Genomic DNA, 24,716 nt, shown 5'->3' with positions numbered 1-24,716 from the left:
ATGCTAGTCACTTTAAGTCCGGAACAAGAGGCAATCCGAGATATGGCACGACGGCTGGCCACTGAGGAGATCGCACCCAAAGCACGCAAAATAGACGAGACCTCGACCTTCGATCGCGCTCTTCACAAACGACTGGGTGAACTCGGCTTGCTCGGTATGACAGCGCCGGCAGCATACGGAGGTAGCGATGCAGATACCGTGACCTGGTGCATGGTCGTCGAGGAGATCGCTAAGGCGTCCTCGGCGGTGGCAAACGGTGTCACCCTTACAGAATCGATGGTGCATTACCTGGTCGCTATGGGCACTGAAGAGCAAAAGCAGAAGTATCTCCCGCGCCTTGCGAGCGGCGAATCCCTCTGCAGCTTTTGCCTGACGGAACCGAACGCCGGTTCCGATGCCGCCTCACTCTCCACAGCTGCGACAATCGATGGTGATGACGTAATCCTCAATGGTCAGAAGATGTGGATCTCGGGCGCCCTCGTTGCTGACTTTTTCATTGTGGTGGCGACGGTCGATAAGTCTCAACGTTCCAAAGGCGTTCGCACCTATCTTGTCGAACGGGGAACCCCCGGCCTCTCGTTCGGGGACAAGCTCGATCTGATGGGGATCAGGGGCTTCGCCACAGCGCCGGTGTTCTTCGACAATTGCAGGATCCATAGTAGCCAGCAACTAGGAGGAGACGAGGGTTTCCGAGCGGTAATGCATGGGCTTGACGGTGCCGGCCGTCTTGGCGCCGCGGCGATGGCGGTGGGCGTCGCGCAGGCCGCCATGGATGTGGCACTGAAATACTCGCTCGAACGTGAACAGTTCCGCCAACCTGTGTTCGACTTCCAATCCGTGCAGTTCATGATTGCGGACATGGCAATTGAGATTGAAGCCGCTCGCCTTCTTATGCACAAGGCCGCGGCTCTCAGGGATGCAGACCAGCCTTTCACCTTTGCGACATCACTCGCGAAAACTTTCGCGGGCGATATGTGCATGCGCAATGTCACAAATGCCATGCAGGTTTTTGGCGGTTATTGCTACTCGAAGGAGTATCCGATCGAGCGGTTCTTCCGCGATGCGAAGATACATCAGATCTGGGATGGAACCAACCAAGTGCAACGAATGATCATTGCACGTCACCTTAAGAAGGAGGCTGCATGATGCCTAAGACTTCGCTCGAAGGAATCCGTGTTGCTGCTTTTACACATTTTGCCGCCGGCCCCATCGCTGCTCAATATATGGGTTCGCTAGGGGCCGATGTGATCAAAGTCGAGAGTCCGGCGCAGGATGTTAACCGGTACGCACTACGCGACCCCGACGGTCATCTGCAAGGCATCAGCCCCTATTTTGTGGTTACCAACCGAAATCAGCGCAACGTTTGCCTGAACCTCAAAACAGAGGATGGCCTGGCGGCTGCGAAAGCGCTAATCGCATCAAGCGATGTGCTGATTGAAAACTATCGTCCTGGCGTTATGGAGAAGCTCGGTCTGGGGTATGAAGCAGTCAAGAAGATCAACCCGCGCATTATTTATGCTTCAATCTCGGCATACGACCCGGAGGGCTCAGCGCGCGACCGCCCTGGACAGGATCTCTTGATTCAGGCGCTCAGTGGGATAGCATCCCTGACGGGTCGTGGTGACGGCCCGCCTATTCCCGTGGGTGCGTACATTATCGACGGCTTCACCGCGATGCAGGTTCTGGTGGGTATTCTGGCCGCTTTGCGCCACCGTGACGCGACTGGCGAAGGTCAGGCCATACGTGCCGACATGATGTCATCATCCATGTTTTTGATGTCACAGGAAGCGTCCTACATCCTCAACGTAAACCCTGACCCGATTAGAAGCAGTGCCGGTATTGCGCATGTCAACCAGTCGGCTCCTTATGGTGTATATCAGGTGAAAGACGGGGCGATTGTGCTGTCAACGTTCGGTGGCGTGCCTATGGTCAAAAACCTTGTGGCTGCATTAAAGATCGATGATTTGACCGAAGAGGATATTACGGAACAGAAGATCCGGTTCAATAGGGATGAGATTGCGAGCAAAATTGCTGCGCGCCTTGCACCTATGACGAAGGCAGAAGCGATGGCGATTATCGAGCCCACTGGGACATGGACCGCACCCGTTCGAACCCTTGCTGAGGCGCTCGCAGACCCAGCGGTGGTTGAAACCGGCATCATCCAGGATGTTAGGACGCCCTATGGCGGCGAATATAAGATTGTAGCAGAACCTCTTAGAATGGAAAAGACTCCCTTGGTTTCGCGTCGCCCAGCAGCGGCATTAGGCGAGCACACCAGGGAGGTGCTGGCTGAACTCGGTCTTGCCTCCGGCGAAGCGCAAAGTTGCGCTGTAGGGAAGCTTCAACCGACCCCGGCACGACTGTGATCCGGGGTCGATTACTAGCTCACGGTTTCAAATAGTCTGATGATTGGAGAACTAGCCGATTCAAGATTCTGTAGCTGGCAACATATAGCACGTGACTTCAGCCGTTGCAGGTTTTCTGGCGAGGAGTAAATTGGATCCAGAGTAGTGCCGAAATGGGCCGTCAGATGGAGGGCCGCTTTTGCCATGTCTATTGAGTTAAAGCGCGCACCGCGGGGATCTCTCGCCGAGCTTATCGGATTGACGATCGATCGATCTTCGGATGTTCCTATTTTCCGGCAGATATATTTGGGACTAAGAGAGGCGATCATCGGCGGTCGTTTGAAGGCAGAGTCCAGGCTCATGTCCACACGTGCTCTCGCAGATGAACTCAACGTTTCCCGCAATTCGGTTACACAAGCCTATGAGCAACTGACGGCGGAAGGGTACATCTACGGGCGGTCAGGCTCGGGAACTTTCGTAGCCGACGTATCCATGGACTTGTTGCAACCAACGACAGGCCGCAGTGTAGAGCATACCCCTACTCCACCAGATGATCTATCTGAGTTAGGCAAAATTGCCGAGCGCTGGTGGCCGTCACTTCCTCTCGGAGGGCGTCAGCCTTTCAACCCCGGTGTCTGCTCACTCGATGCAAATAGCCTTCAGAGCCTGCGCAGGCTAGGTCAACGTCACCTGCTAACCTTGGGCGAGAGCCACGCTTCCTACTCCCATCCTCAAGGGCTGCCCCAACTGCGCGAACAGATAGCAATCTATTTGCGAGCGGCGCGGGCGGTAAGATGCGATGCGGACAACATCATCGTAGTAAGCGGCGCTCAACAGGCAGTCGACCTGGCGCTCAGGGTTTTGGTCGACAAGGGTGATCACGTCTGGCTTGAAGACCCTTGCTATTCCACGACGCGTGCGGCGGTCGAGAGTGTCGGAGGTCGCATCTTTCCCGTCCCAGTCGATAGTGACGGTATAGACGTCGGTTTCGGCGTAGCTAACTGCAGGACTGCTCGTTTGTCTTTCGTGACGCCATCCCACCAGTATCCTCTTGGCGTCACCCTTTCGCTACAGCGCAGGCTAGAGCTTCTAAGATGGGCGCGCGAAAATAATGCTTGGGTTATCGAGGACGACTTCGATAGTGAGATCCGCTATGAAGGCCGGCCGCTAGCTTCTCTGCAGGGCCTAGATGAAGCATCGAGAGTGATCTACATCGGGACTTTCTCGAAGATGCTTATGCCCGGGCTGCGCGTGGGATTTGCTGTTGTGCCAAAACGTTTGATGCCCGCGATTCTTGCTGCCCGTTTTCTAGCGGACCGGCAACCTCCAATGTTCCAGCAATTAGTTATGGCGGACTTTCTAGCTGAGGGTCATCTTTCTAGCCACCTTTCGCGAATGCGTCGAATTTATCGCCAAGCCCGCGATCAAGTTATCGAGATCTTTCATCAGCATTTGAACGAGCACATAGAGATAGTTCCAACGCTCCAAGGCACTCAGCTGTTCGCGCATTTGCGAGATGAGCATATCGACGACGTAGAATTTTGCCGTCGAGCAGCGAGTTCAGGCGTCACCCTCAAACCGGTTAGTCCAATGTGTATCCAACGCAAAGACATACGTGGCCTCTTACTTGCGTTCGCCGGGTTTAGCGAGACCGAAATTACCCTTGGCATCTCACGTCTCGCGCGGCTCTTCCTCTCTACAGAGAGAATTTCCTCTTCTGCGTAGATGTTTACATATTAACCCGAATTGGCCTTCTGCAATCGCACCAAGCGGCCCTGTCTCGGACTTTTGTCAAGCGTACATTAAGCAATCCAAATTTTAAAGGATTGCAACATGATCGCCGACGATAGACGCAGCTCAACTCCGCCACTAGGCGGTTTTTATGGAAAGCAATTTGATCTGACAGGGCGCACCGCCGTTGTCACGGGAGGCGGACGAAATATTGGCTTTGCATGTGCACAAGCACTCGCTGAGGCAGGTGCAAAAGTTGTCATCACTGGACGCTCGGACAGCGACACAGCCGATCGCGGAAGGGATGAACTTGCGCGTCTCGGATATGAGGTAAGTGTCGTCAAATTCGATGTGACCGACGTGAACGAAGTTGTCAGCGCCGCGGAACATGTCGCTGATCAGTTTGGTGGCGCGGACATCCTCGTCTGTAACTCGGGCGCCGGGCTTGGGCGATTTCCGGCCGAAGACCTAGAGGATGAAGCTTGGACCCAAACTCTTGATCTCAACTTGAATAGCGTCTTCAGATGCTGCCGCGTATTTGGCAGGCAAATGCTCGCAAAGAAGAAAGGTGCGATCATCAACGTAGGTTCTATTTCTGGCGAAATCGTCAACCGGCCGCAGTTTCAAACGGACTACAACGTCGCAAAAGCTGGTGTTCATCATCTCACCAAGTGCTTGGCGGCTGAATGGGCCGAACGTGGCGTGCGTGTCAATGCAGTTGCTCCGACCTACATCGACAAGCCGGGCAGATGGGGCAAAGATGATGACGCGATCTTTTCCACGTGGATGAATTCCACGCCGATGCACAGGCAAGGCCAGCCACATGAGATTGGCTCAATCGTTCTGTTTCTGGCCTCGGATGCATCGAGCCTGATGACAGGTGCGATCGTCATGGCCGACGGTGGTTACACACTATGGTGAGAAGTTGAGAGCGGATTCCGGCTCGCTGGTCAAAGGAAAGCGTGCGTGCACCTCTTTGTGGTTTAGACGTATCGGACGGGCTAGTATCAGGCTTTGCGCGCTCCGCGCATCTCGGAACTGAGCTGCCCTGAAACAAATGCGCCTAAGCCGCAATAAGCTACATAATTCAGCAATGTCGGCATTACGAGCAAGTGGCTCCATTCAGCGTTGCAAAGCGGCTCTTCAGTGAGCGCAAGCTAATGCCGATGATATCCTCGCTCTGTGGAGCCTCCGGCAAGTCCGGCGCGGTTCACTCCGAGCAACGCTTCATCTAGGGAGAGAGAGAAAGCATGCGTATAATATCAACAATGGGGATCGTATTAGGAATGGCTTTGGGGGCGACGACGGTCGTTCACGCTGAAGAGATCACATGGCCCGGCTATATGTGGCAGGATCCGGAAGACGTTCCCTTTTATGGAGCCTTTGCGGACGATTTCGAGAAAGCTAATCCAGATATCCAGATCAAGCGCGTCCCCGTACCTTATAGCGGATTTTTTGATAAGCAGCTCATCGACCTTGCTTCAGGAAACCCAGCCGATATCATCACAATGTTCGATGGGGAACTGGGAACTTACATCGAGAATGGATTTCTCGAGCCGCTCAATCCCTATCTCGATAAGGCGGGCATTTCGCTTAAAGACTTCGGTCCCAGCGCTCGTCTTGCGGTCAAAGACGGCAAGATCTATGGCGTAAACATCATCGTCAATCCGGTTGTATTGCTCTACCATTCAAAGCTTCTGGAGGAAGCGGGCCTGCAGCCGCCGAAGAACATTGCCGAGTTTTACGACGCGCTCAAGAAGCTGAACCATCCGGAAAAGCACCAGTTTGCTACCAATATCTTTGCAAAGCCTGGCGCGGCAAATCTGCAATACAACAGCGTAATGGCCTATGTCCGAGGATTCGGAGGAGACTTTTTTGAAAAAGGTCAGCCGACTGCCACCAAGCCTGAAACCATCGAGGCGCTACGGTTTTACAAAAAAATCTATGATGAAAACTTGACGCCAAAAGGGATGGACATCAACGGCGCTGCACAGATGTTTTATCATGGTAAGATCGCTATGGAGCCCGCATCCTCTTTTGCAGGTAAGCTTGTCGCGCAGATAAGCCCTGATCTGGGACCTCAACTGCGTGCTATGCCTTTGCCGTTTCCTGGGCATGCGACCAGAGCGCTGAATGTTTTCGTGGGGGTCGCGAAAAATTCTAAGCACAAGGATGCTGCAGGTAAAATGGTGGCCTTCATCGCAACCCTTGAGGAGCAGCAGAAGATCCTAGACCTCATTGGTCAGCCACCGGCACGCCTCGATGTGGACTACACGGCAACTCTCGCCAAGTATCCTTGGTTCCAAGCTTACATCGACGCGACGCGTGATCCGAATACGAAGTCAATCGCTCCCGAAGGTGCGGAGTCTTTCGCATCCGAAGTGCAAAAGGTTGTTGGCACAAACGTTGAAGCGATGCTCTTTTCTGGCGTCTCACCCGAGGATGCGGCCTCGAAGATGCAAAAGGAACTCCTGGCTTTGGTTGCGTCCAAGAAGAAGAACTAGCTGGGCAAAGAAATATAATCGCTGCAGGTTCCTGCGGCAGCATTTGGATCGACGCCGTTTTGTGCGGCGTCGGACCTCTGCCTTTTCACCGCTCGAGCCACAAGCCTTCCGAATGGGAAGTGCGGCGATCTACTGAGGGTGTAGGTAAGCCGGACCGTTGTTCCCTCCAAGTTTCGGGAGAGGTGAAACATTGTCGGCTTTGAACCTACGACCTAGTGGCACGCAACACTCGGACACCAGGAGGCTCGCTGATTGAGCCTCTAACTGCGCTCTTTAGGAATGGATATCATGCCCGAAGTCTATCTAAACGGGAACTATTTACGCGATACTGAGGCTCTGGTTTCGGTCTTTGATCGAGGCTTTCTTTTCGCTGATGGAGTTTATGAGGTTACTCTCGTCCTGGACGGGAAACTCGTCGATTTTGCGGGCCACATGCGCCGTTTGCGCCGGTCACTTGCCCAACTCGGCATGTCATTCGCGTCGAATGATGACGAGCTACTCGGAATACATCGTGAGCTGGTCCGGCAGAACGATATCCGTGAGGGCTTGGTTTACCTGCAGGTAACCCGTGGGGGGATCGGCGAAGCGCGACTTTCTCTTCCCCCCCGCTGAGACGCCGAATACAGTTGTGCTCTTCACCCAAAAGAAGCACGTCATTGATACTCCGCTTGTGAAGCGCGGCCAGAACGTTATCACGCTGGAAGACATGCGATGGCGGCGCTGCGATATCAAGACCGTGCAGCTCGTATATCCTTGCATGGCGAAGATGGAAGCAAGATCGCGCGGCGCGGATGATGCCTGGCTTGTCAGGGACGGCTTCGTTACTGAAGGCTCGACGAACAATGCACATATCATCACACCAGCAGGGAAAATCGTGACGAGAGATCTCTCGACGGATATCCTACACGGTATCACCCGGCAAACCGTACTGCAATGCGCGCAAGATCTTCAACTGACGGTCGAGGAGCGCCCGTTCACGATCGAGGAAGCCGAGAACGCAGCAGAGGCCTACTCTACCTGTGCATCCGGTCTGGTCAGCCCAGTCGTGAGTATCAACGAGCGCCTGATCGGGTCGGGGAGACCAGGCCCGATTACGGCATCGCTGCGGCAGATTTATATAGAGAAATGCCGGGCATCGGCATTCTAGCACGCGATCCTTTCTTGGGTGCGGCACCACGCATTCTTCACTCTTCCGAACCTCGCAGTTGGAGATCTGGGGCTTGACGAAGCGGACATGCTGGCTGGTCTTCATCGCAAATAGAACAGCCCTCTGACACCTGTAAAGCGCTCTGGGAGGCTGACCAGAAGCCATACCTACAATGAAACAACAGGAGAATCCTTGAATTATGAGCCACGAAAATAAATTCTCAAGCGAGCTTGCTAAGCTGGACGGTGTTGCCCAGGCCGAACTTGTTCGCAAAGGCGAACTTTCGGCCCGCGAACTGGTCCAAGCGGCAATCGACCGCATCGAAGCCGGTGACGGCGTAGTCAACGCCGTCGTGCACCGGCGATTTGAGCAAGCGTTGGAGGAGGCAAAAGGTTTCAAGCCGTCTTCGACTGCACCATTTGCGGGCGTGCCATTTCTGTTAAAAGATTCCGGGTTGGTGCAGGCAGGTGTTCCGCAGACCCAAGGAAATGTCGCACTGAAACGAATTAACTACGGGCCCAAAAAGGACTCCCCGCTCGGGTCTCGCTTCAAAGAGGCCGGGTTCGTCACCCTGGGTGTAACCAACATGCCGGAGTTTGGGCAGCTTTGCGATACTCAACCACTCGCGTTCGGCCCGACGCGCAATCCGTGGTGCCTCGACCGCTCAGTCGGCGGCTCTTCAGGGGGGGCGGCGGCTGCAGTTGCGGCTGGTTTTGTCCCAATTGCGCACGCAAGCGATGGTGGAGGTTCGATCCGGCAACCCGCAGCATGGTGCGGGGTCTTTGGCCTTAAGCCATCGCGGGGGCGGATGCCCAAGCTTGTGGGCTCGATTGACGACGTTTTCAGCAGCCCCTTTGTGATTTCGCGCAGTGTCCGCGATAGCGCAGTGGTGCTCGATGCGGTCAATGGAGCGCTCCCAGGCGACCTCTTTTCGCTGCCACGGCCCAATGCACCGCACTTCGCTGACTTGGCTGCGCCGCGGCGTGCGCTACGCATCGGCCTGCTAGCGCAAGCTCCCGGCGGATTAAAAGTCGATCCCGAATGTGTTCGCGCTGTCGAAGAGACAGGAAAGCTACTGGAGGCTGCCGGTCACCACGTGGAATTCACGCACCCTCAGGCGATTCTTGAGGCGAAGCCAGAATGGGTCGACCGTATCCGTTTTGGGGAGTGCTTCGTGGCCGCCATCTCAAACCTGGAGAAACTCCTTGGCCGCCCGGTAGAGGAGAGCGACGTTGAACCACGCACATGGGCGGAATATCATAACAATCGGGGTATTTCCTCGCAGGATATGCGTTCGGCCTGGGATTGGCATATCGCTCGATCAGCAAGGATGCTTCAATGGTGGGACCAAGGCTTCGATCTCCTGGTAACGCCGGTTGTAAATGAGCTACAGTATCGCCTCAAAGACGTTGTTGAGAGCTCTTTTGAACAACAGTCAGCTATCGATCTTCAGGAATCGGTGTTTCTTGAACCCTTCAACGCGTCTGGGCAGCCGGCGATGGTCTTCCCTGTCCGGTGGACGAACGAACATCTTCCAGTTGCCGTTCAGGTCGCTGCCGCTCGAGGCGAGGATCGATTGTTGCTACAAATCGCCGCGCAGATGGAGGAAGCGATCGGATGGCCCGCCCGGCTTGCCAACTTGAGGCTTTCGGATCGCGGCTAGATTACTTGCGCTAGTTTGGCCAGGAGGTCGGGCATCGACATAGCCCGATCTTCGGCGGTACGTTTGCGTTGATGAGATTAAACTAAGCCCCTAACGCCACCAGCCGCCATCCACGGCAAAAGACGATCACTCTGTCAGTCAGTCGGTTGTGAACTCGGCCGGAGACACCGTCATGCGATTTGATGAACCGGGCATGACGGTTAGACCATTAGACAACAGTCGAGGCCTGGTCGGGTGGCGGGAGGGTGCTGGGAGAGCGGCATAGCTGCCGACCGAGTTTAACCCCTCTGCGTAATGTTCTCAAACCCGCGTAAGATGGCGTTCGGATCGTGCTGGCCGGCATCCAGTCCGAGGGATACAACGACCGCCTGCGCACCAAATTGCTCAACCTTTGACAGCGCAGTCTCGAGTGCCAGCAGCCATGCCGCATTACCAGTTCCTCGCGGCAATGGAAGGTTGATGTTGCACCCTTTACTGACCCCTCCCCTACTTCGTCAGCAAATCCTGCATAGAACGGAGGTGCGACCGAAGGGTCGACGTGAATAGAGCAAAACAGCACATCGGATCGACTATAAAAAATATGCTGCGAACCATTGCCATGATTGACGTCGATGTCCACTAGCGCGACCTTCTCAAAGCGAGTCGTGAGCAGTTGTGCTGCGATCGAGGCATTGTTAAGAAAACAGCTGCCGGACATAAGATCTGGATAGACGTGGTGCCCCGGAGGGCGGCAAAGTGCATACACGCTACTTGCGCCTTCAATTAGGCGGCGCGCCCCGTGGACGGCCACTTGTGCACTCGCGTTAACGGCCGTCCATGTGTCGGCTGCTACAGGACAGCCTGTTGAGTTGCAATACCACCCCAACTCCCCACGCAGGTCAGTCGGCTTACGGCGCATGCGGTGTGTGGGATGTGAATCAGGCACTGCATATTCGCCGCAGTCCGGAGTTGCCCTCCAACGTTGGTAGAGAGTCCTCAAGAATTCGACGTACTCAGGGTCGTGCACGGCAAGAATTGGATCGGCCGATCCCATCGGTGCGATCTCCTCGGTGTGGCCGTCATCACGCGCGGCCCTTAAAAGGATAGGGTCCGGCCCAAAGGTTTCCGCTCCATCTGGAGCGAATGATATCATTTGCGGAGCGTTCGCCGCATCTCTGAAAGCTTTGAACCAAGGATTTGCCGCGACAAAGTTTGAGTAGTCGATGCTACGCAGGCCTGGCGGAGAACCTTGGATCTTGAGTACTTCGCTTTGCCACCGCTGGCTCGTGGCCGCCAAAAGGACGCGCGCTGCCGCATCCTTATGCTCGGCCGTCTTGCCAATTCCCAAGAATACCGAGAGCGCAAAGGTTCTGTTGCCTGGAAATGGCAGCGCCGTAGCGCCTAGCTCGGCCATCCGCTCGGCACTCGCTTTCCGAACGAGTCCACTCATGAAGGGACCGCTAGCATACATCGCTATTTTGCCCTCCGCAAAGAGCTGGCGGTAAGCATTGATATCCAAGCCTCTGGGGATCAAATCTTCGTCATAGATTTGCTTGTAAAACTTCAGCGCTTCCACCGTTTCCGGCTTGGTTGCTGTTGGCGCCCCCTTCTCGAAGAAGGCTCCGCCAAATCCAGCGATGATTGGCATAATTTCACTAAATAAATTGTTTGGGTCTCCCGGTTTGGCATATGTCGCGAAACCCCACTGCTGCGTCTCCCTTTTTCGGAGCTTTCGCAGAGCTGCATAGAACTCCGCCAGGTTCTTTGGTACCCCTAGCCCTTCGTTTCGAAAAAGACCGCCGTGATAAAACATTGCCCGCGGATTAACGAGAAACAGCAGACCATAAATATTGCCGTCTTTGACTGCGGCTTGGGCACCGGGTTGGAAATCGTCAAGTGTGACGCCGGCTTTCTCGAGATAAGAATTGAGCGGCTCAACGAAGTCATGTTCGACATATGATTTTATCTCAGTGTCGAACATCGTCACGATGTCAGGTGAGTTACTGGCCGATAGCTCAACAAATTGCTTATCCCAGAAATTTCCGTACGGCACTGGGATATCGCGGATTTTGACGTCAGGATTACTCTTCTCAAACCCTTCCTTGAATGGCCTCCAGAACAAAATATCCTGTGGATTAGACCACTCATAGCCTGGGAAAGTTACCTCGGTGACGGGTTCGGCGGCATCGGCCCCGGTGCAACCAGCTACGCGCGCAGCAGCTAGGGCGCCCACCAAAACCTGCTGTCGTGACAGATTTAATTTTGTCGTCGCCAATAGAGTCGGCGATATGCCGTCGGTCAGCAAATTACTGTTACTTACTCCCCATCTTTCCCTCCCTTACATGATTTCGGCATTTGTTCCTGCCCTCATTATGTCAAATTCGCTTCACGATGAGGAAGGAGCCAATTAAGTAAGATGCAATTGTCAGCGAGGTCTTCCGGTGGGCAAGCCCACCGGAATTCAGTTTGGTATCCAGGCAGAATGCCCTTTGGAGAGCCGGCCATCGAATAACCGCTGATCTTATTCAGCGGCAGTTCCTGCTGCCTGTGGCTGGACATCGACTCGTGCAGTGAGCCAATCTCTGTATTTTGAGATATGTCCGCGCGCCACATTTTCGTAAGCGTCCCAAAGGCGCAGAGTGACGGGACCTGGTGCCGCTCGCTTAAGCTTGATGCCGTCGATGCTTGTGACTGGACGAACCTCTTGGAAACTATTGCAGAGGAACGCTTCCTCGGCGATTGCAGTTTCAGTTCGGTCAACCTCTCTTACCTCGACAGGGATGCCGAGTTCGTCAGCAGCAATCTTAAGGAATGTATCGCGAGTGATGCTATCGAGGATACCTGCCGAAACGGGCGGTGTGACGAGGGCCCCGCGGCGGATCATCATAAAGCAGGAATTCGTAGATTCCGACACCATTCCAGCGGAGTTCAGCAGGAGCGCTTCATCATAACCATGACGCTTCGCGTCCATGAGCGCAAAACGGCCGTTATGATAGTTCGGGCCGGCCTTGATGCGCGGTGGCATCGACGCGTCATCGATGCGCCGCCAACTGCTGAAACCTAAATTTACTGTTCGGTCCGATAGCGTCCCAGGCTCGCGTGGTGTTGCGGTGCAAACCAGTGCGAGGGGACCGCTTACGTCGTAGAGGCCTTCACCGGTGACAATGATGGATATGCGAATATGGGCGTCTCCTGCAATGTCGTTGGCTTTGAGAGTTTGCCAGATTGCATCTTCGAAATCCCCATCAGAGTACTGTTGAGGGAGCCTCATCAGATCAACAGACTCGTGTAGCCTATCGAGGTGCTCGCGAAGTCTGAAGAGGTATTGCTGGTCGCCGTAGTAGCAGCAAATTCCCTCGAAGACGTTAGCTCCATATTTGGCGCCGGTCGATGCTACGTGAATTGTGGCGCTTTCCCATGAAACGATCTTTCCGTCCATGAAGATTTTGGTTTTGTTGGTACTCATGGCTTCTCCTACTAAAGTATTGGGCGGGATAAAAAGGACACGCGTGTCCGCTCGCGGCCGCACTTGGCCGTGAGAGAACCCTTTACGCGCCGGCCGCGCCGGCATTCACACTATTCAGATCGCGGCCAACGCTTTGGGGCTTCGGTTACTTCTTGTGGGACGCCGCCAATGCTTCCAATTCTTTCTGCATTTTCTCGGCCGCATCTTCAGGCGTGACGTTGTTGAAAAGCATGCCCTCAACGTTGCCACCGATGATTTTGATAACCTCAGGAGCATAGGACTCGGCTCCGTCGGGAGCATAGGACACGGTGTTTGGATCTTTCGCAGCGTCGATGAACGCCTGGAACCAAGGATGTTCTGCGAGATAAACACTATAATCCACATCGCGCCGACCTGGAGGTTGGCCGGCAATTTCGAGAAGCTTATTTTGCCAATCGCGGCTCACCATGGCGGTTAGAACCTTTGCTGCCGCATCCTTGTTCTTGGCGGACTTGCCGATTCCCATAAATACGCTCAGCGCAAACGTCCGTTTTCCGGGGAAAGGCAATGCCTCGGCAGCAAGTTCTTTTCCCCGTTCCGCATTCGCTTTTTCCACCAGCGCGCCCATGTACGGCCCGCCGGCATACATGGCGATTTTGCCTTGGACAAAGAGCTGCCGATAGCCATTCACATCCATGCCTTTGGGTATCAGGCTTTGATCGTAAAGCTTCTTATAAAAACGTAGTGCCTCGATGGTTTCCGGTTTGGTTGCCGTGGGCTGGCCCTTCTCGAAAAACGAACCGCCAAAGCCAAACACAATTGGCGCAGTTTCCAGGTAGAGGGTATTCGGATCGCCAGCTTTTGCCCAAGTTGCGAAACCGAATTGACCGTCGCCCTGGTCGCGCAACTTTTCGACAGCGGCAGTAAAATCGGATAGATTGGTCGGTGGTTTGAGACCGGCCTTTTTGAGCATCCCTCCGTGATAGAACAATGTCCGTGGGTTGATGATCAAGTTAATGCCATAGATCTTGCCGTCTTTGACCGCTGCGCGGGCGCCAGGATAGAAGTCGTCGAGCGAAATGCCCGCCTTCTCGAGGTACGGGTTGAGTGGTTCGAGAAGATCGTTGTCGATATATGACCGCACTTCTGTATCGAACATCGTCACGATATCTGCTGAGTTCCCAGACGAGAGATCGAGAAACTGTTTGTCCCAGAAGCTGCCGAACGGCGTAGGTATTTCCTGGATTTTGATGTCTGGATTGGCTTCCTCAAAGCCCTTTTCGAACGCTTTATAAAAAGGTGAGTCTTCCGGGTCTTGCCAGACATAGCTAGGCCAAGTGACATCCGCAGCACGGGCGACAGTTGCCGCGCCTAATGCCATCGCAAGAACGATCCCCATTGTTGATATTGTACGCATGTTATCTCCCCAAGCTCTTCCAAGAGCTTCTTATAGGTTTCACAAAGCGGATCCATTCAGAGCCAACAACGGCGGTTATACAAGGTCCACTTCGGCAGGTCGAACGGAGCCAATCTGCCACGCTAATGGCGTGCTCAGGCAAGCGCGTCTTCATGACCCCTGCCTGGAGACAAATGCGGGTCAAATACAAGCCTTTCGCCCTTTCGTGAGTGCTGTTTTCTTCGCCTTTTCAAGATCACTCCAATCTTTGGAGACCGCTAATTTCTCTTGGGTCGAATACAACTTGTTAGGCCCGCGTAGAGCGTCGCTTTGATCGGAGGGAAAGCGATGGCGGTGGAATGGACGATCACGATCGAGGGCAGGAACGAGTGCGGTGATTGCCGAAAGGCGGTTCGTATCGACAAAGCTGGGAACGTCTGTTTGGCGGCGACCTCGGCCTGTCGATCGAGGACGGCAAGACCATTATGACGGCGCTCCAGAGCGCGGTCGTGAACCACGAGGCGGAGACGTAGTCCCTCTTTCGTCGGGTCTGCCCGGATTGCCACAGGTTTTGGCCGGTCAAGGACTACACGACGCGACGAATCCGGACTGTCTTTGGCATCGTGGAGGTGCGCAATCCTCGCTGGATGCTGTGTCGGGATTGTTACCCGGGCATGGTCGTTGCCCTCTGCGCCGCTGACGGGCGTGCCGCCGATGACCGTTCAGGACTTCGTCACGTTGCACCGGGCCGCCTTCAATACGCTGGACGCGGCGGCGTAAGCCGCTCCGGCGTCACCCGACAGAACATCGGAATCACTGGGTCGGAAGCACCGGCTCCAGCCAAGACGCTGGTGGCGGCGCGATGAACGCGCGGCCCGACCAATCTTTCCAGGAGAAGCAAGTTGAACATCGACCTATCAGGTAAAGTCGACCTCGTTACGGGGGGTTATCAACTTAACGGCGCCGAGCCGAGTTTGGGCTGCGGCTTCGGTTGTCAGGCAGGCATTCCGGTGACGATCATCCATTCCGCGATAGCGTTGAGGCGGTGAAGACGAATACCGAGAGCGGAGCGTTTGGAGCTTGGCGGAACGAACAGGTTGCGGATGGCGGAGAAGATGGAGACGAACCGTTGCAACGATCCCGGCGATCGGAAGCCCTGCATCATTCGTTCCCGTTTTCGCAGCGGCACATGTGAATTCTCGGCGCGGTTGTTCAAGCCTTTGTGGGATCGATGCTCGACATCCGGCATGACTTGGCGCTTTGCTGCACCGTAAGAACGCAGCCTGTCGGTGATCATGCGCTTCGGAGCAACGCCCTGCTTCTTCAGCAGCCTTGTCAGCAAGCGCTTGGCGGCCTTGGTGTTGCGTCGGCTCTGGACAATCTCATCGAGCACATAGCCGTCCTGATCGACCGCGCGCCACAGCCAGTGCTTTTTGCCGGCGATGGCGACGACGACTTCGTCCAGATACCAGACGTCATTCGGTGACGGCCGTTTCCGGTGCAGGCGGCGAGCGTAGTCAGCTCCGAACTTTGTCGCCCATTTGCGGACCGTCTCGTAGGAAACGACGATGCCGCGCTCCAGCAGCATCTCTTCCACCATCCGCAAGCTGAGCGGAAACCGGAAGTACAGCCACACCGCATGGGCGACGACCTGAGGCGGGAAACGGTGGCGCTTGTAGCGGACGACGGACAGGTTCATCCCGCTGCCCCTACGCTGACAATCGCTGAAAGAAAGTTAAGTTGATAACCCCTCATGGAGGTATTATTCATGATATCGCTCCTGCACTGGGGGCCAGCAGACGGCGCGCCTCGTCCAAGTCTTCCGGCGTATCGACTCCAAGAGGGTGCGTATCAACGACGGCAACTCCAATGATCAGGCCCAATACCAGCGCCCTCAATTGCTCTAGCTTCTCGAGCCGTTCGAGTTGAGACGGTTGGGCCGCGACGAACTTGTCGAGTGCGTTCCGTCGATAGACGTAAAGCCCAATATGATGGAGAAGGTTCCTGGCGCCGTAGGGAATGGGCCATCGGCTGAAATAGATCGCACGACCAATCGACGAATTCTCGGCCGCCGGCTCCATTGCAACCTTGACTACGGCTGTCCGCTCGGCCTCCGCTGGATCGGATATCGGCGTGGCGAGTGTGACGATATCGATCTGGGGATCGTCAAGGACAGAGATAGCCTTGCGTAGCAGCGAAGGCGAGATCGTCGGCATATCGCCCTGCAGGTTGACGATCACGTCATAGTTGCCATCGAGATCGAAACTCGATAAGGCCGCGTGTGACCTGTCCGACCCTGATGCGAGATTGGGATCGGTCAGGACGACATTGCCACCGGCTAGTGCCAACGCGTTGGCGATCTCGGGATCCCCCGCCGCAACCAAGACGGGCCCCACATCCGCCTCTAAGCCTCTACGCAGCACATGACGGATCATGGGCTCTCCGTGAATATCGGCGAGCGGCTTTCCTGGAAGCCGGCTTGAATTCATGCGCGCAGGGATAACGACGATCGGCTTCATAACAATACCACCCATTGCCCGTTGATACTGGCGCTAGCGGGAGCACCAACGATCGACCACCTGTTTTGCAGCTGGCTTTTCATTCTGCCGCCTCGTCATTGGGCCTGTCGGGGCGAGCAACCGAGCGCAGCGGCCAAAGCAGAGCCAACTCGGCTGCGCCGGCCTTTGCCTGCTCACCCAATTCGGCCAGCCGCTTTTCGTTAAGCCGAAATGCGGGCGCGACGATGGCGAGGACACCGACGGCTTGCCCCGAGGCGGTAGCGATCGTGGCCGCGACCGCCCCGATTGCCTCCTCGGCTTCTTCGAGCGCAATGCCGTAGCCACGCAATGCCGTGCGATCGAACTCCGACATGAACTCGTCGACTGTCTTGATCTGGCGCGGGCCATAATTGCCCGGTTTCCCTAGTCCCGACTCCAGTGCACGCTCGAGCGCTGCCTCGCGTGAAATGGTCGCCAGCCACGCCTTTCCGCTCGCACTGACATGTAAAGGCAGGACTGGCAATGTTCGCGAGCGGCAGATCAGAGTCCCTTGAGCACCCTGGGCATGTGCGATCGTCGTAAGGTTGTCGCTTGCGAGGGCAGCTAGACAAACCAGTTCACGACTCTCACGGGCCACCTTATCCAGAACAGGCTGAAAAACATCGGGCAACGATGCCGCCTGCATGAACCGGTAGCCTATGGCGGGAAGCTTCAGCGAAAGACGATAAAAGTCCTCCTTATCTTGCTCAACCCACCCAAGCCCGACAAGTGTCGTCAGAATGCGATGAGCACCACTTCGCTGCAGCTGAAGCTGGTCCGCGATGTCCGACTGGCGCATGCTCTTCGCTTCGGTGGCCAAGAGTTCCAGGATTGCAAAGCAATCTGCAATAAGAGAGTTAACAACCTTCATGATCGTGGACAGGTTTCGCGGTCGCTGACACCTCGCGGCACTCTTCGTTTCCGAGCAGCGCGACGGTGATTTCTTGCCCGTCGATGTATTCTTCCACGAGCGCGTCCTGCCCATACTGCGAAGCTGTCACTACTACGGCCTGCCTCAAGCGGGCTCATGTACGAGCTGCAATCTGAGACTGATTATCGTCGAGACGCTTCACCATCACTGGGAATCGCAGATCGCCGTAGGCTCAGTGCCGCAATCCATTACGCGAAATTTCGGCGTCGGCACTCCGCGGTCGCGGATTAGCCTCTTTGTGATGACCTTGTCGAGCGCCAGCCCATGCCCGAGCGGGCTCGGTCCGGTGTACGGAATGCCTGCCATCTCAATCATAGCCGGAACGTTTCCTTTATCGCTCTCGCATAGGAGTGTCTCGTGGCCGCCCTCTTGCAGTGCCGTCACGACGTTTTCGACCGGCTCGCGGTCGTCGAACTCCGGACTAGGCTGACCGAACCGTTTGATGACGCCCCTACGATCATAGTTCCACACGATGGTGACCCGCATCAGATACTCCTTGGGTGTTTGCCCGCTGTCGCGTTCATTCACTCGCATTTGATTGCACTAGGGGAACAGCTCGTCCGGGACCCCACGTGCTTCAGCGTTCCCCATGCAATCGGCGCGCCACCGAAGAAGTTGTGCGTGCAAAAAGGGGAAAACATGGGTTCGCGCCGCGCCGGCGGTATGCTTGCGTCTCGGCGTACCCGGTTTCGATGTCTTCAATCAGACACGGCTGAACGCGAGAAATGTGCCTGAGCACGAGAGTTCCATCACCGCTTGACGACACCCCGGTCGAGCACATTTGCGAAGCTTTTGCAGGTCAAGTACTCTTATGGCCGTGGTAAAAGGTGATGGATGAAACTTTCCCGCCCCTGTCGGACGTTGGGGACGAGGTCCCCAACCACATATTCCTGCGGGATTTCCCCACCGTGCCCCACATCCGGTCTCCATGCTGCCCATGATTTCCGCCGAGAGACGGCGCGACGCCGCCTTCGGCGGTGCCCGCGCCTGGGGCGCGCTTGTCGGATGATCTTCGATGAAGAAGTGCAGTGCATCTAAACGAACCGGTTCGACCTTGGTGGTCGCTGCCCCATATTAACGCCGCTATCTCGCCCGCGATCGCCACGGGTGTCGCACTGCACTTAAATGTGAGATTGCGCCCAGCTCGCTCAACCGCTGCACCTAATCATGAGATTCAATGGCCCTGAGTCTCAATTCACCTGCAGCGACTGAGAGTTTCTTGAAACCGATATGCGGGCGTCGATCGCAGCGAACCGCGTATAGTAAGCCCCAAGCGTTTGGCGCTTGAGTCCGGAGACGTACGTCGGACCAGCCTGATAGACGATTGAGACACCAGCGAGCAGCGCCATGCGGAGCCCAATAGGCAAGATCGGTCTTGCAATCGTAGGTCTTGGGAGTCTCTGTTCGGCTACAAGCTCATCGAAACCCGGAACGACGGCGCCAAGGATGGTGCAGCGGCCTATCGATGGGTGATGGCGGACTGGCTTCGGGCATCGTCTGATGAGGAGTAAACGGACGATATCGATTGGCGACACCCAACCGACAGATGCTCCCGTCAGCGACTGATCGATGAGCCGCTCGCCCTGGACGGCATCTACCCAAAGATCCTCGAATGGCAAGGACGTGCTTGCGAGGGCAGATGACCCCTCCCTCGTCTCTTGCTGCCGTTGCCTGCAAACGGGACAGGTTATACGCCAACCCTCGGTCCAGCTTCGCTGTACCGCAGTTGCGGCTCCTCGCGATCTGTTTTGCTCACAGCAGGGGATGCAGCATTGAATGGCGCGTGGCGCGACGAGCTGCGCTGCCGATTTCGGGAACCCGGACGTGGTCATCGCCAAGATTGTCGAAGGTTGGGTTCGAAACAGCCTCGCAATGTCAACGGCGGCGGTTGGCCCCAGGTTTGTATCAGTTTGCCGCAAAGATGTTGCCTCCGGAATGGCATGGCGAAGCATTGTGAGCGGGGCGACGCCGTAGAAATCGGCATGGCGCGTGATCCACGACGACAGGAGCTCATCTGGGACGGGTTTGAGAATGACAGGAAGTGGCCTTGTGCCGCTGAGCTCGCGGATCATGCGTAGGCTGTTTCGGCGCTAACTGGCGGGCGCCAACTTTCCACCGCTTCATCGGTGATGTGCTCTATGCCGCTCTCGATCGACTCGGCTGCCACGCTCGTGATCGCGTGAAAAATATTTGCAGTGATGCCGCCGCTGATCTGCAGAATTCGACGTAGAGATTTCGGCGTCAGCACCGTCGGTCGGCGAAGCGGCATATTCCGCAAAATGGACGAGACTAGTGCTTCGAACTGTTCGTTGGCCGCCCACCTATTCAAGGTCAGCTCGCCGAATCGGCGGGCAAGCTGTACGTCGCCACTTATCGCTTCGCGGGCTTCAATTACGCCGAAGCAAACGAGGGAGATCTGAAGCCGATTGCTGAGAAATCGCAGCGTGTTCAGCACGACCCGCTGCTCGCGGTACGAGCCGGCGAGAATGTTATGTACTTCATCGATCACCAGGACCTGGACGCCAACCGTTTTCAGAAGCCGCAACGCCGCCTGCTCCATCTGCACGATGTCGGCGCGGGGTGCCTGTGGCGCGCCAAGTGCAGCCAGGATCTCGGCATATAGACGGCGCTCACCTGGCTTCCCCGTCATCTCGATTGCCAGAACCGGCATAGCCTGAACGCCGGTCGTCGGATCAAAGCGGGAGGGGTTATTGTCGCAGAATTTTTCCATGATCATCGTCTTGCCCATGCCACTGTCGCCGTAGATGGCGACCGAGGGCATGCGCGTGCCGCGCGGATGGCCGACCAGCAGGTTGAGACGATCGAGTGCCTGCTTGGCGCGCGGATAAAAAATCCATCGGCGAGCCTGAAGCGCGCGAACTCGGACAATATCGGGCTCGCCGAGGAGGTCTTTGGCCGCCTGCGTCAGATGGACGTTATCCGTGCTCAAAGGGGCTCAATCCAAATCTTCGACGGAGGGAACAGGTTTGCTTGAATCGACGCCACGAAGCGAGCCCACTTCATCGTCATCCACATTCGTTTTCGCAAGCCGGCGCCCTTGTGTCTTGTTTTTCGCCTGCTCGATCAGTTCGCGCTGCGAGAGCGCAGTGCGAATAAGGACGTGCATGTCAATTTCGCGTTTGCCCTGAGCGTTAAGTTTGCGTCGGGCAGCCTGCGCCTCCCACAACGTAATGGGCGCGAGTGTCACATCGGCATAGCGAGCCTCAACAAAGCTGCCTGGGGACCGCTTAACAAAGATGCGCGACAGATCGCGGGGATCGTATTTCACAATCAGGCGGGCCTTGGTTCGTCCAATATCGGCGGCCAGGGCGGGCGACCAGTAGCGGATGTTGAAAAGATGGATGCCGGTCGGGCGCAACGTTCTCTCTGCCTCCGGCAGGAAGGAGATCCAGAACTGCATACGATCGTTCGGCAGGCGCAACACCAACTCACTCTCCTGCTGTCGCCAGACCGCAATCGGTGGCCGACGGAGTGCGCCATGGATAGCATGATGGTATTGCCCAACGATCTCGAGTGCGATGTAGCGCTCAAGCTCTCGAAGCGTCAGTGTCGCATGGCGTTTGGCATCATACTGGCGCCGTTCCTCGATGTTGCTTGAGGTCGATCCTGGCAGCAGATGAACCGCGCCCATCTGCGTGCCGATCAACCGTTCGATGTGGCCGCCGAAATGAGGCGTCCCCGGCGGACGCCAATCGATCTTTATGCCGTTGTCCCGGCAAGCACGTTCGAATGCATGACTTCGAAAGTCCGCGCCGTTGTCGACATGTATCGTTCCCGGCAAACCGGCCACTGGCCACGCTTCATGGATACCCCTCTCCTGCAACCATTGGGTTTTGTCGAATACTGAGTGCAGTATGCATAGGCTTGTCGATAATCGCGACGGCGCCTCCATGGTCAGATAGAGGCCCGTCACCATCCGAGAAAAGATGTCCAACGCAAGTGTCAGCCAGGGCCGTCCGAGCGGCAGACGCGTTTCTTCGTCGACAACGAATACGTCAACTTTGGTATGATCGATTTGCACAAGTTCGAGCGGCCGCGACGCCGAAAGGGCACCTGGCGTGGCCGTTGTAGCTTTGACGACCTCGCTCTCGCCGCGCTTACGCCCCCTCACCCGTAGATCGACTTCTTCAACCCGGGATTTGATGGTGCGCCAGTTTGGTGGAGCAAGGCCGGCCGCTGCGCAGGCGATTTGGACCTGGCGAACCAACTGCGCAAAGGACGGGCGTGTCGGCTTGAGATAAAAGCCTTCAATCGTTCGTCGCACGAGAGCTTCTCGATCTTTGTCGAGGGCACGATGTCCCTGGCGCCGACCGCGCTTGCGGTCCATCAGCGAACTTACAGTGCCACCTGCTCGAAACAGCTTGATCATCCTGTAGAGAGTGGCCCGGCTCAGGTCCAGTTCCCACGCCAGATCCGCTACAGCCTGACCGCTCAGGCTTTTTGGATAGCGCTCCACGAGCTTGCGGATTGCCTCTTCGCGCCGGCACGCCTCGTTCCAACGGGTTCGCTCCCCGTAATCATTGGTGTCGTCGCCCATGCTGCCCGCGAACAATTCAAACTAACGTTAGACCGTCAGAATCTCACATTAACTGCAGCGAGCCAAGCGCGAATCTCAAATTAAATGCAAATTCTCAAGTTAAGTACAAGGCTAAGGGCTTGCAATCATTAGGCGAGCAGTCTCACCTTTAAATACAGCGCGACACTCAACAATCGGATCGAACAGGATCACCGGCGCATCAAGCGCCGCCTTCGATCCATGCTCGGCTTCAAGTCTATGGAGAATGCCCAGATCACCCTCTCCGGCATCGAGCTGGTCCACATGATGCGAAAGCGACAGGCGAGGTTCGCCTACAATCCGAGTCCGTCAATTGCCGAGCAATTCGAAATGCTCACCGCCTGATCAATGCTCCCAGGCGACGCTCTTCCCGTCCACATCCCGGAATTGCGACAGAGCCCCTCATGTTCCTTCAAAAATTCCGATGATCTGCTCTTCAGAAAAGCGGCTACGTTTCATGTCCTGGTCCTCTCGATGGGCCAGAACGAACGTCAACCGGATTAGATCAGCGGGGCAAGGTCACCGCACGTCGGCCGTGAATACGCCAACCCGATTACATTGTTGGAAATAAGTAACTCGAGCGAAAACGTGCAATTTGCCTTCGACACGTACCCTAATCGCGCAGAGATATCAATTTCCACGTCCTGGAATTCAATGAAATGATTGTACAGTGGAAAATACGCCTTATATACCGCCTCCTTCAAAACGAAGAGGTCCCGCCGCTTGAGCAGATGTAGATCGTACATGCGTTGCTCGTTAGGGGTGGCAATCAATTCGATCAGGTTCTCCGGCAGAGGTTCATTAGGCTCAATGTCGATGCCGAGAGCCGCAATCCTTTTCGTCCCTGCAATGGCGGCGGCTGCTACGGTATCGTGGTGCGCCAAAGATCCGACGACGCCGGGTGGCCAGATCGGAACACCAGAGCGCGTCTTTAGGATCGGCAGTTGTGGGAATCCCAGTTGCCCAAGGAGTGTTCTGGCGACTACTCTTGCAGCACCGCTTTGGCGGCGAACTTTGGTAACAGCGCGTCCCAACGAGGTAACTTCGGAAGCGTACAAGGTGGAGTCGTCAGCCGGTTCTATTGGACGGATGCCGACGAGGATGTTCTGTTGATCAATGGTGATAGTCTCCATTCTATCTGGTCCCTTTGAGCTTTTCGAATGAGAAGCTCAGCCAATGCAGCTTGGCCTTGGAGTTGATCGACTCGGTCGTCGATCAGCAGCGGCGGCAGACCACATATGCTTCCCATCTTTGGATCACCGAGCCAGAACTCTCCGACATTTGGGGATTGTCGCGATCCGAGACTGAACCTCGTCTGGGTGCCAGAACCTTCGGTGCAGTTCGCTAGGGATCTTTTTCAAGAACCCCGGTTAAAGGCGTAGAAATGGCTCGGGCCAGAGCCTTGCGGTTTTCCAGAACACTCATCATCGTCACGTGGTCGCCTACAATCGGTACGGCAGTAATGGCCTCCGGACTCAAGACCCGGTCCCAGCCGCGCATAGGCGAACGTGCCTCTGGGCATAATGAACTCTTAGCTTGTCGTGCCCGAGAACTGAAGAGAGCCTCGGTGGCATAAAACTGATGTATCTCAATTGGCAGGGTTGGGACTTGGTACGCCTGCAGCGCCTCGTGAAACCGGGCGGTCCTTTCATACATCAAAACATCGTTATGGAGATTACGATCCAGAGGTATTGCCCCAATCTGCTGCCCCTTTTCAAGCAGCTGAGCGATTGAACTTTGTCCAGCAAATTTCTCCAACACTTCGAAGCTCTCATCATCTAAGGGTTCAAAAGAATCGAGCACGACGTCTCGTACCATTTGGATGGGTGATATCTTTGTCACGTTTGCAGGTAACGTAACATCGATCAACGCCATGAAAGAGATAGCTTCATCGAGACCCAGTAAGAGCTGGGCTTGGGCGTAAGCCAAGATCCCGCCTGATGAGTATCCAGCGAAACGATACGGACCCTGCGGCTGGATCTTTCTAATCGCCACGAGGGTCTCCGCGGCTATCGCCTCAAGAATTGGTGGACAACGGTTATTGAAGGGGGGCCATGGCAGAGCGTAGACGGGACAGTCTACGTCCATTTCCTCCACCAACCTGAGGACGTAGGAACAATCGCCAAAACCTGTGGGGACAAAGAAGAGCGGTGGCTGCGATCCGGTTGGTCTAATGGAAATCACTCCGCGACTCCTGGACTGTGGCTCCAAATGAATCTTCGATGCAAGTTCCTTCAGAACAGGGGCTTGGAAGAGGTCAGCGGCGCTAAAGTCCAGCCCAAGATCTAATGCTCGACTGAGCAACTGCACCGCCAGGAGCGAATGGCCGCCGAGCTCGAAGAAGTTGTCGTGGCGTCCGACCCGCTCGACCCCGAGCAGCTCCGCCCAGATCCCGGCCAGCGCCGTCTCGACCGCGCCCTGCGGCGCTTCATAGGCGGTGCGCGCATAGGCGTCGTCGTCCG

At 55.9% G+C, this 24,716-nt stretch carries 22 protein-coding genes and 1 pseudogene; 10 read left to right on the top strand and 13 right to left on the bottom strand.

Features of this window, described 5'->3' with window-relative positions:
• From NKH90_RS29810 to NKH90_RS29775, 8 genes are all read left to right on the top strand, one after another.
• A complete protein-coding gene (locus NKH90_RS29810) occupies positions 1–1,146 on the top strand; it encodes an acyl-CoA dehydrogenase family protein (RefSeq protein ID WP_352707086.1) in 1,146 nt (381 codons plus the stop codon).
• Positions 1,143–2,366, top strand: coding sequence for a CaiB/BaiF CoA transferase family protein (locus tag NKH90_RS29805; RefSeq protein WP_352822695.1), 1,224 nt, complete (start codon positions 1,143–1,145; stop codon positions 2,364–2,366). The genes NKH90_RS29810 and NKH90_RS29805 overlap by 4 nt, the downstream gene beginning before the upstream one ends.
• Positions 2,367–2,549: 183 nt before the next feature.
• Positions 2,550–4,070, top strand: a complete 1,521-nt coding sequence (gene pdxR / locus NKH90_RS29800) for a MocR-like pyridoxine biosynthesis transcription factor PdxR (protein WP_352822692.1) — start codon at positions 2,550–2,552, stop codon at positions 4,068–4,070.
• A 108-nt stretch (positions 4,071–4,178) separates the two neighbouring features.
• Positions 4,179–4,997 (top strand): SDR family NAD(P)-dependent oxidoreductase, encoded by an 819-nt coding sequence (locus NKH90_RS29795; protein ID WP_352707078.1) that lies wholly within the window; start codon positions 4,179–4,181, stop codon positions 4,995–4,997.
• A 329-nt stretch (positions 4,998–5,326) separates the two neighbouring features.
• On the top strand, positions 5,327–6,580 hold the full coding sequence (locus NKH90_RS29790) for an ABC transporter substrate-binding protein (RefSeq protein ID WP_352822689.1): 1,254 nt from the start codon (positions 5,327–5,329) through the stop codon (positions 6,578–6,580).
• 288 nt (positions 6,581–6,868) lie between these two features.
• Positions 6,869–7,192: an aminotransferase class IV gene (locus NKH90_RS29785; RefSeq protein ID WP_352822686.1), complete on the top strand. Its 324-nt coding sequence runs from the start codon at positions 6,869–6,871 to the stop codon at positions 7,190–7,192.
• Positions 7,193–7,208: 16 nt separating this feature from the next.
• Entirely contained in the window at positions 7,209–7,727 is a 519-nt protein-coding gene (locus tag NKH90_RS29780; RefSeq protein WP_352822683.1) for an aminotransferase class IV, read from the top strand.
• A gap of 199 nt (positions 7,728–7,926) precedes the next feature.
• Positions 7,927–9,390, top strand: coding sequence for an amidase (locus NKH90_RS29775; protein ID WP_352707069.1), 1,464 nt, complete (start codon positions 7,927–7,929; stop codon positions 9,388–9,390).
• Between the two features lie 208 nt (positions 9,391–9,598).
• On the opposite strand, the gene NKH90_RS29770 is transcribed toward NKH90_RS29775, so the two are convergent.
• The 3 genes from NKH90_RS29770 to NKH90_RS29760 form a co-directional block, all read right to left on the bottom strand.
• On the bottom strand, positions 9,599–11,674 hold the full coding sequence (locus NKH90_RS29770; RefSeq protein WP_502898888.1) for an extracellular solute-binding protein: 2,076 nt from the start codon (positions 11,672–11,674) through the stop codon (positions 9,599–9,601).
• A gap of 216 nt (positions 11,675–11,890) precedes the next feature.
• Positions 11,891–12,835: an aminotransferase class IV gene (locus NKH90_RS29765; protein WP_352707067.1), complete on the bottom strand. Its 945-nt coding sequence runs from the start codon at positions 12,833–12,835 to the stop codon at positions 11,891–11,893.
• Between the two features lie 145 nt (positions 12,836–12,980).
• Positions 12,981–14,231: an ABC transporter substrate-binding protein gene (locus tag NKH90_RS29760; RefSeq protein ID WP_352707064.1), complete on the bottom strand. Its 1,251-nt coding sequence runs from the start codon at positions 14,229–14,231 to the stop codon at positions 12,981–12,983.
• Between the two features lie 377 nt (positions 14,232–14,608).
• On the opposite strand from NKH90_RS29760, the gene NKH90_RS29755 reads away from it, so the two are divergent.
• Positions 14,609–14,743, top strand: coding sequence for a hypothetical protein (locus NKH90_RS29755; protein WP_352707061.1), 135 nt, complete (start codon positions 14,609–14,611; stop codon positions 14,741–14,743).
• Between the two features lie 461 nt (positions 14,744–15,204).
• Here NKH90_RS29755 and NKH90_RS29750 read toward each other — a convergent pair whose 3' ends face one another.
• The 8 genes from NKH90_RS29750 to NKH90_RS29715 all read right to left on the bottom strand — a co-directional run bounded on the left by NKH90_RS29750 (position 15,205) and on the right by NKH90_RS29715 (position 22,236).
• A complete protein-coding gene (locus NKH90_RS29750; protein WP_352707059.1) occupies positions 15,205–15,909 on the bottom strand; it encodes an IS6 family transposase in 705 nt (234 codons plus the stop codon).
• Between the two features lie 67 nt (positions 15,910–15,976).
• Complete coding sequence (locus NKH90_RS29745; protein ID WP_352707056.1) at positions 15,977–16,729, bottom strand: 3-deoxy-manno-octulosonate cytidylyltransferase; 753 nt, start codon at positions 16,727–16,729, stop codon at positions 15,977–15,979.
• Between the two features lie 79 nt (positions 16,730–16,808).
• Positions 16,809–17,618, bottom strand: coding sequence for an IclR family transcriptional regulator (locus tag NKH90_RS29740; RefSeq protein WP_352707054.1), 810 nt, complete (start codon positions 17,616–17,618; stop codon positions 16,809–16,811).
• A complete protein-coding gene (locus NKH90_RS29735) occupies positions 17,605–17,715 on the bottom strand; it encodes a hypothetical protein (RefSeq protein WP_352707052.1) in 111 nt (36 codons plus the stop codon). The genes NKH90_RS29740 and NKH90_RS29735 overlap by 14 nt, the downstream gene beginning before the upstream one ends.
• 107 nt (positions 17,716–17,822) lie before the next feature.
• Positions 17,823–18,164 carry a D-alanine--D-alanine ligase family protein gene (locus NKH90_RS29730; RefSeq protein WP_352707050.1) on the bottom strand — a complete coding sequence of 114 codons (342 nt, stop codon included), beginning with the start codon at positions 18,162–18,164 and terminating at the stop codon, positions 17,823–17,825.
• Positions 18,165–18,868: 704 nt separating this feature from the next.
• Positions 18,869–19,750: a TniQ family protein gene (locus tag NKH90_RS29725; protein WP_352707048.1), complete on the bottom strand. Its 882-nt coding sequence runs from the start codon at positions 19,748–19,750 to the stop codon at positions 18,869–18,871.
• Positions 19,747–20,628, bottom strand: a complete 882-nt coding sequence (locus tag NKH90_RS29720) for a TniB family NTP-binding protein (protein WP_352707045.1) — start codon at positions 20,626–20,628, stop codon at positions 19,747–19,749. The genes NKH90_RS29725 and NKH90_RS29720 overlap by 4 nt, the downstream gene beginning before the upstream one ends.
• A gap of 6 nt (positions 20,629–20,634) precedes the next feature.
• Positions 20,635–22,236 carry a TnsB C-terminal domain-containing protein gene (locus tag NKH90_RS29715; protein WP_352822673.1) on the bottom strand — a complete coding sequence of 534 codons (1,602 nt, stop codon included), beginning with the start codon at positions 22,234–22,236 and terminating at the stop codon, positions 20,635–20,637.
• A 165-nt stretch (positions 22,237–22,401) separates the two neighbouring features.
• Here NKH90_RS29715 and NKH90_RS29710 point away from each other — a divergent pair.
• Positions 22,402–22,599, top strand: a pseudogene (locus tag NKH90_RS29710) (DDE-type integrase/transposase/recombinase); the annotation flags it as partial.
• 155 nt (positions 22,600–22,754) lie between these two features.
• On the opposite strand, the gene NKH90_RS29705 reads toward NKH90_RS29710, so the two are convergent.
• Together NKH90_RS29705 and NKH90_RS29700 are read right to left on the bottom strand one after the other, a co-directional pair.
• Positions 22,755–23,387, bottom strand: a complete 633-nt coding sequence (locus tag NKH90_RS29705) for a 4'-phosphopantetheinyl transferase family protein (protein ID WP_352822671.1) — start codon at positions 23,385–23,387, stop codon at positions 22,755–22,757.
• A 211-nt stretch (positions 23,388–23,598) separates the two neighbouring features.
• Positions 23,599–24,716, bottom strand: a 1,118-nt coding sequence (locus NKH90_RS29700; protein WP_352822668.1) for a thioesterase domain-containing protein, incomplete at its 5' end; no start/stop codon positions are given.

The sequence above is a fragment of the Mesorhizobium sp. M0898 genome, assembly GCF_040319695.1.
Lineage (GTDB): Bacteria > Pseudomonadota > Alphaproteobacteria > Rhizobiales > Rhizobiaceae > Mesorhizobium.
This window is presented reverse-complemented; position numbering and strand designations above follow the sequence as displayed.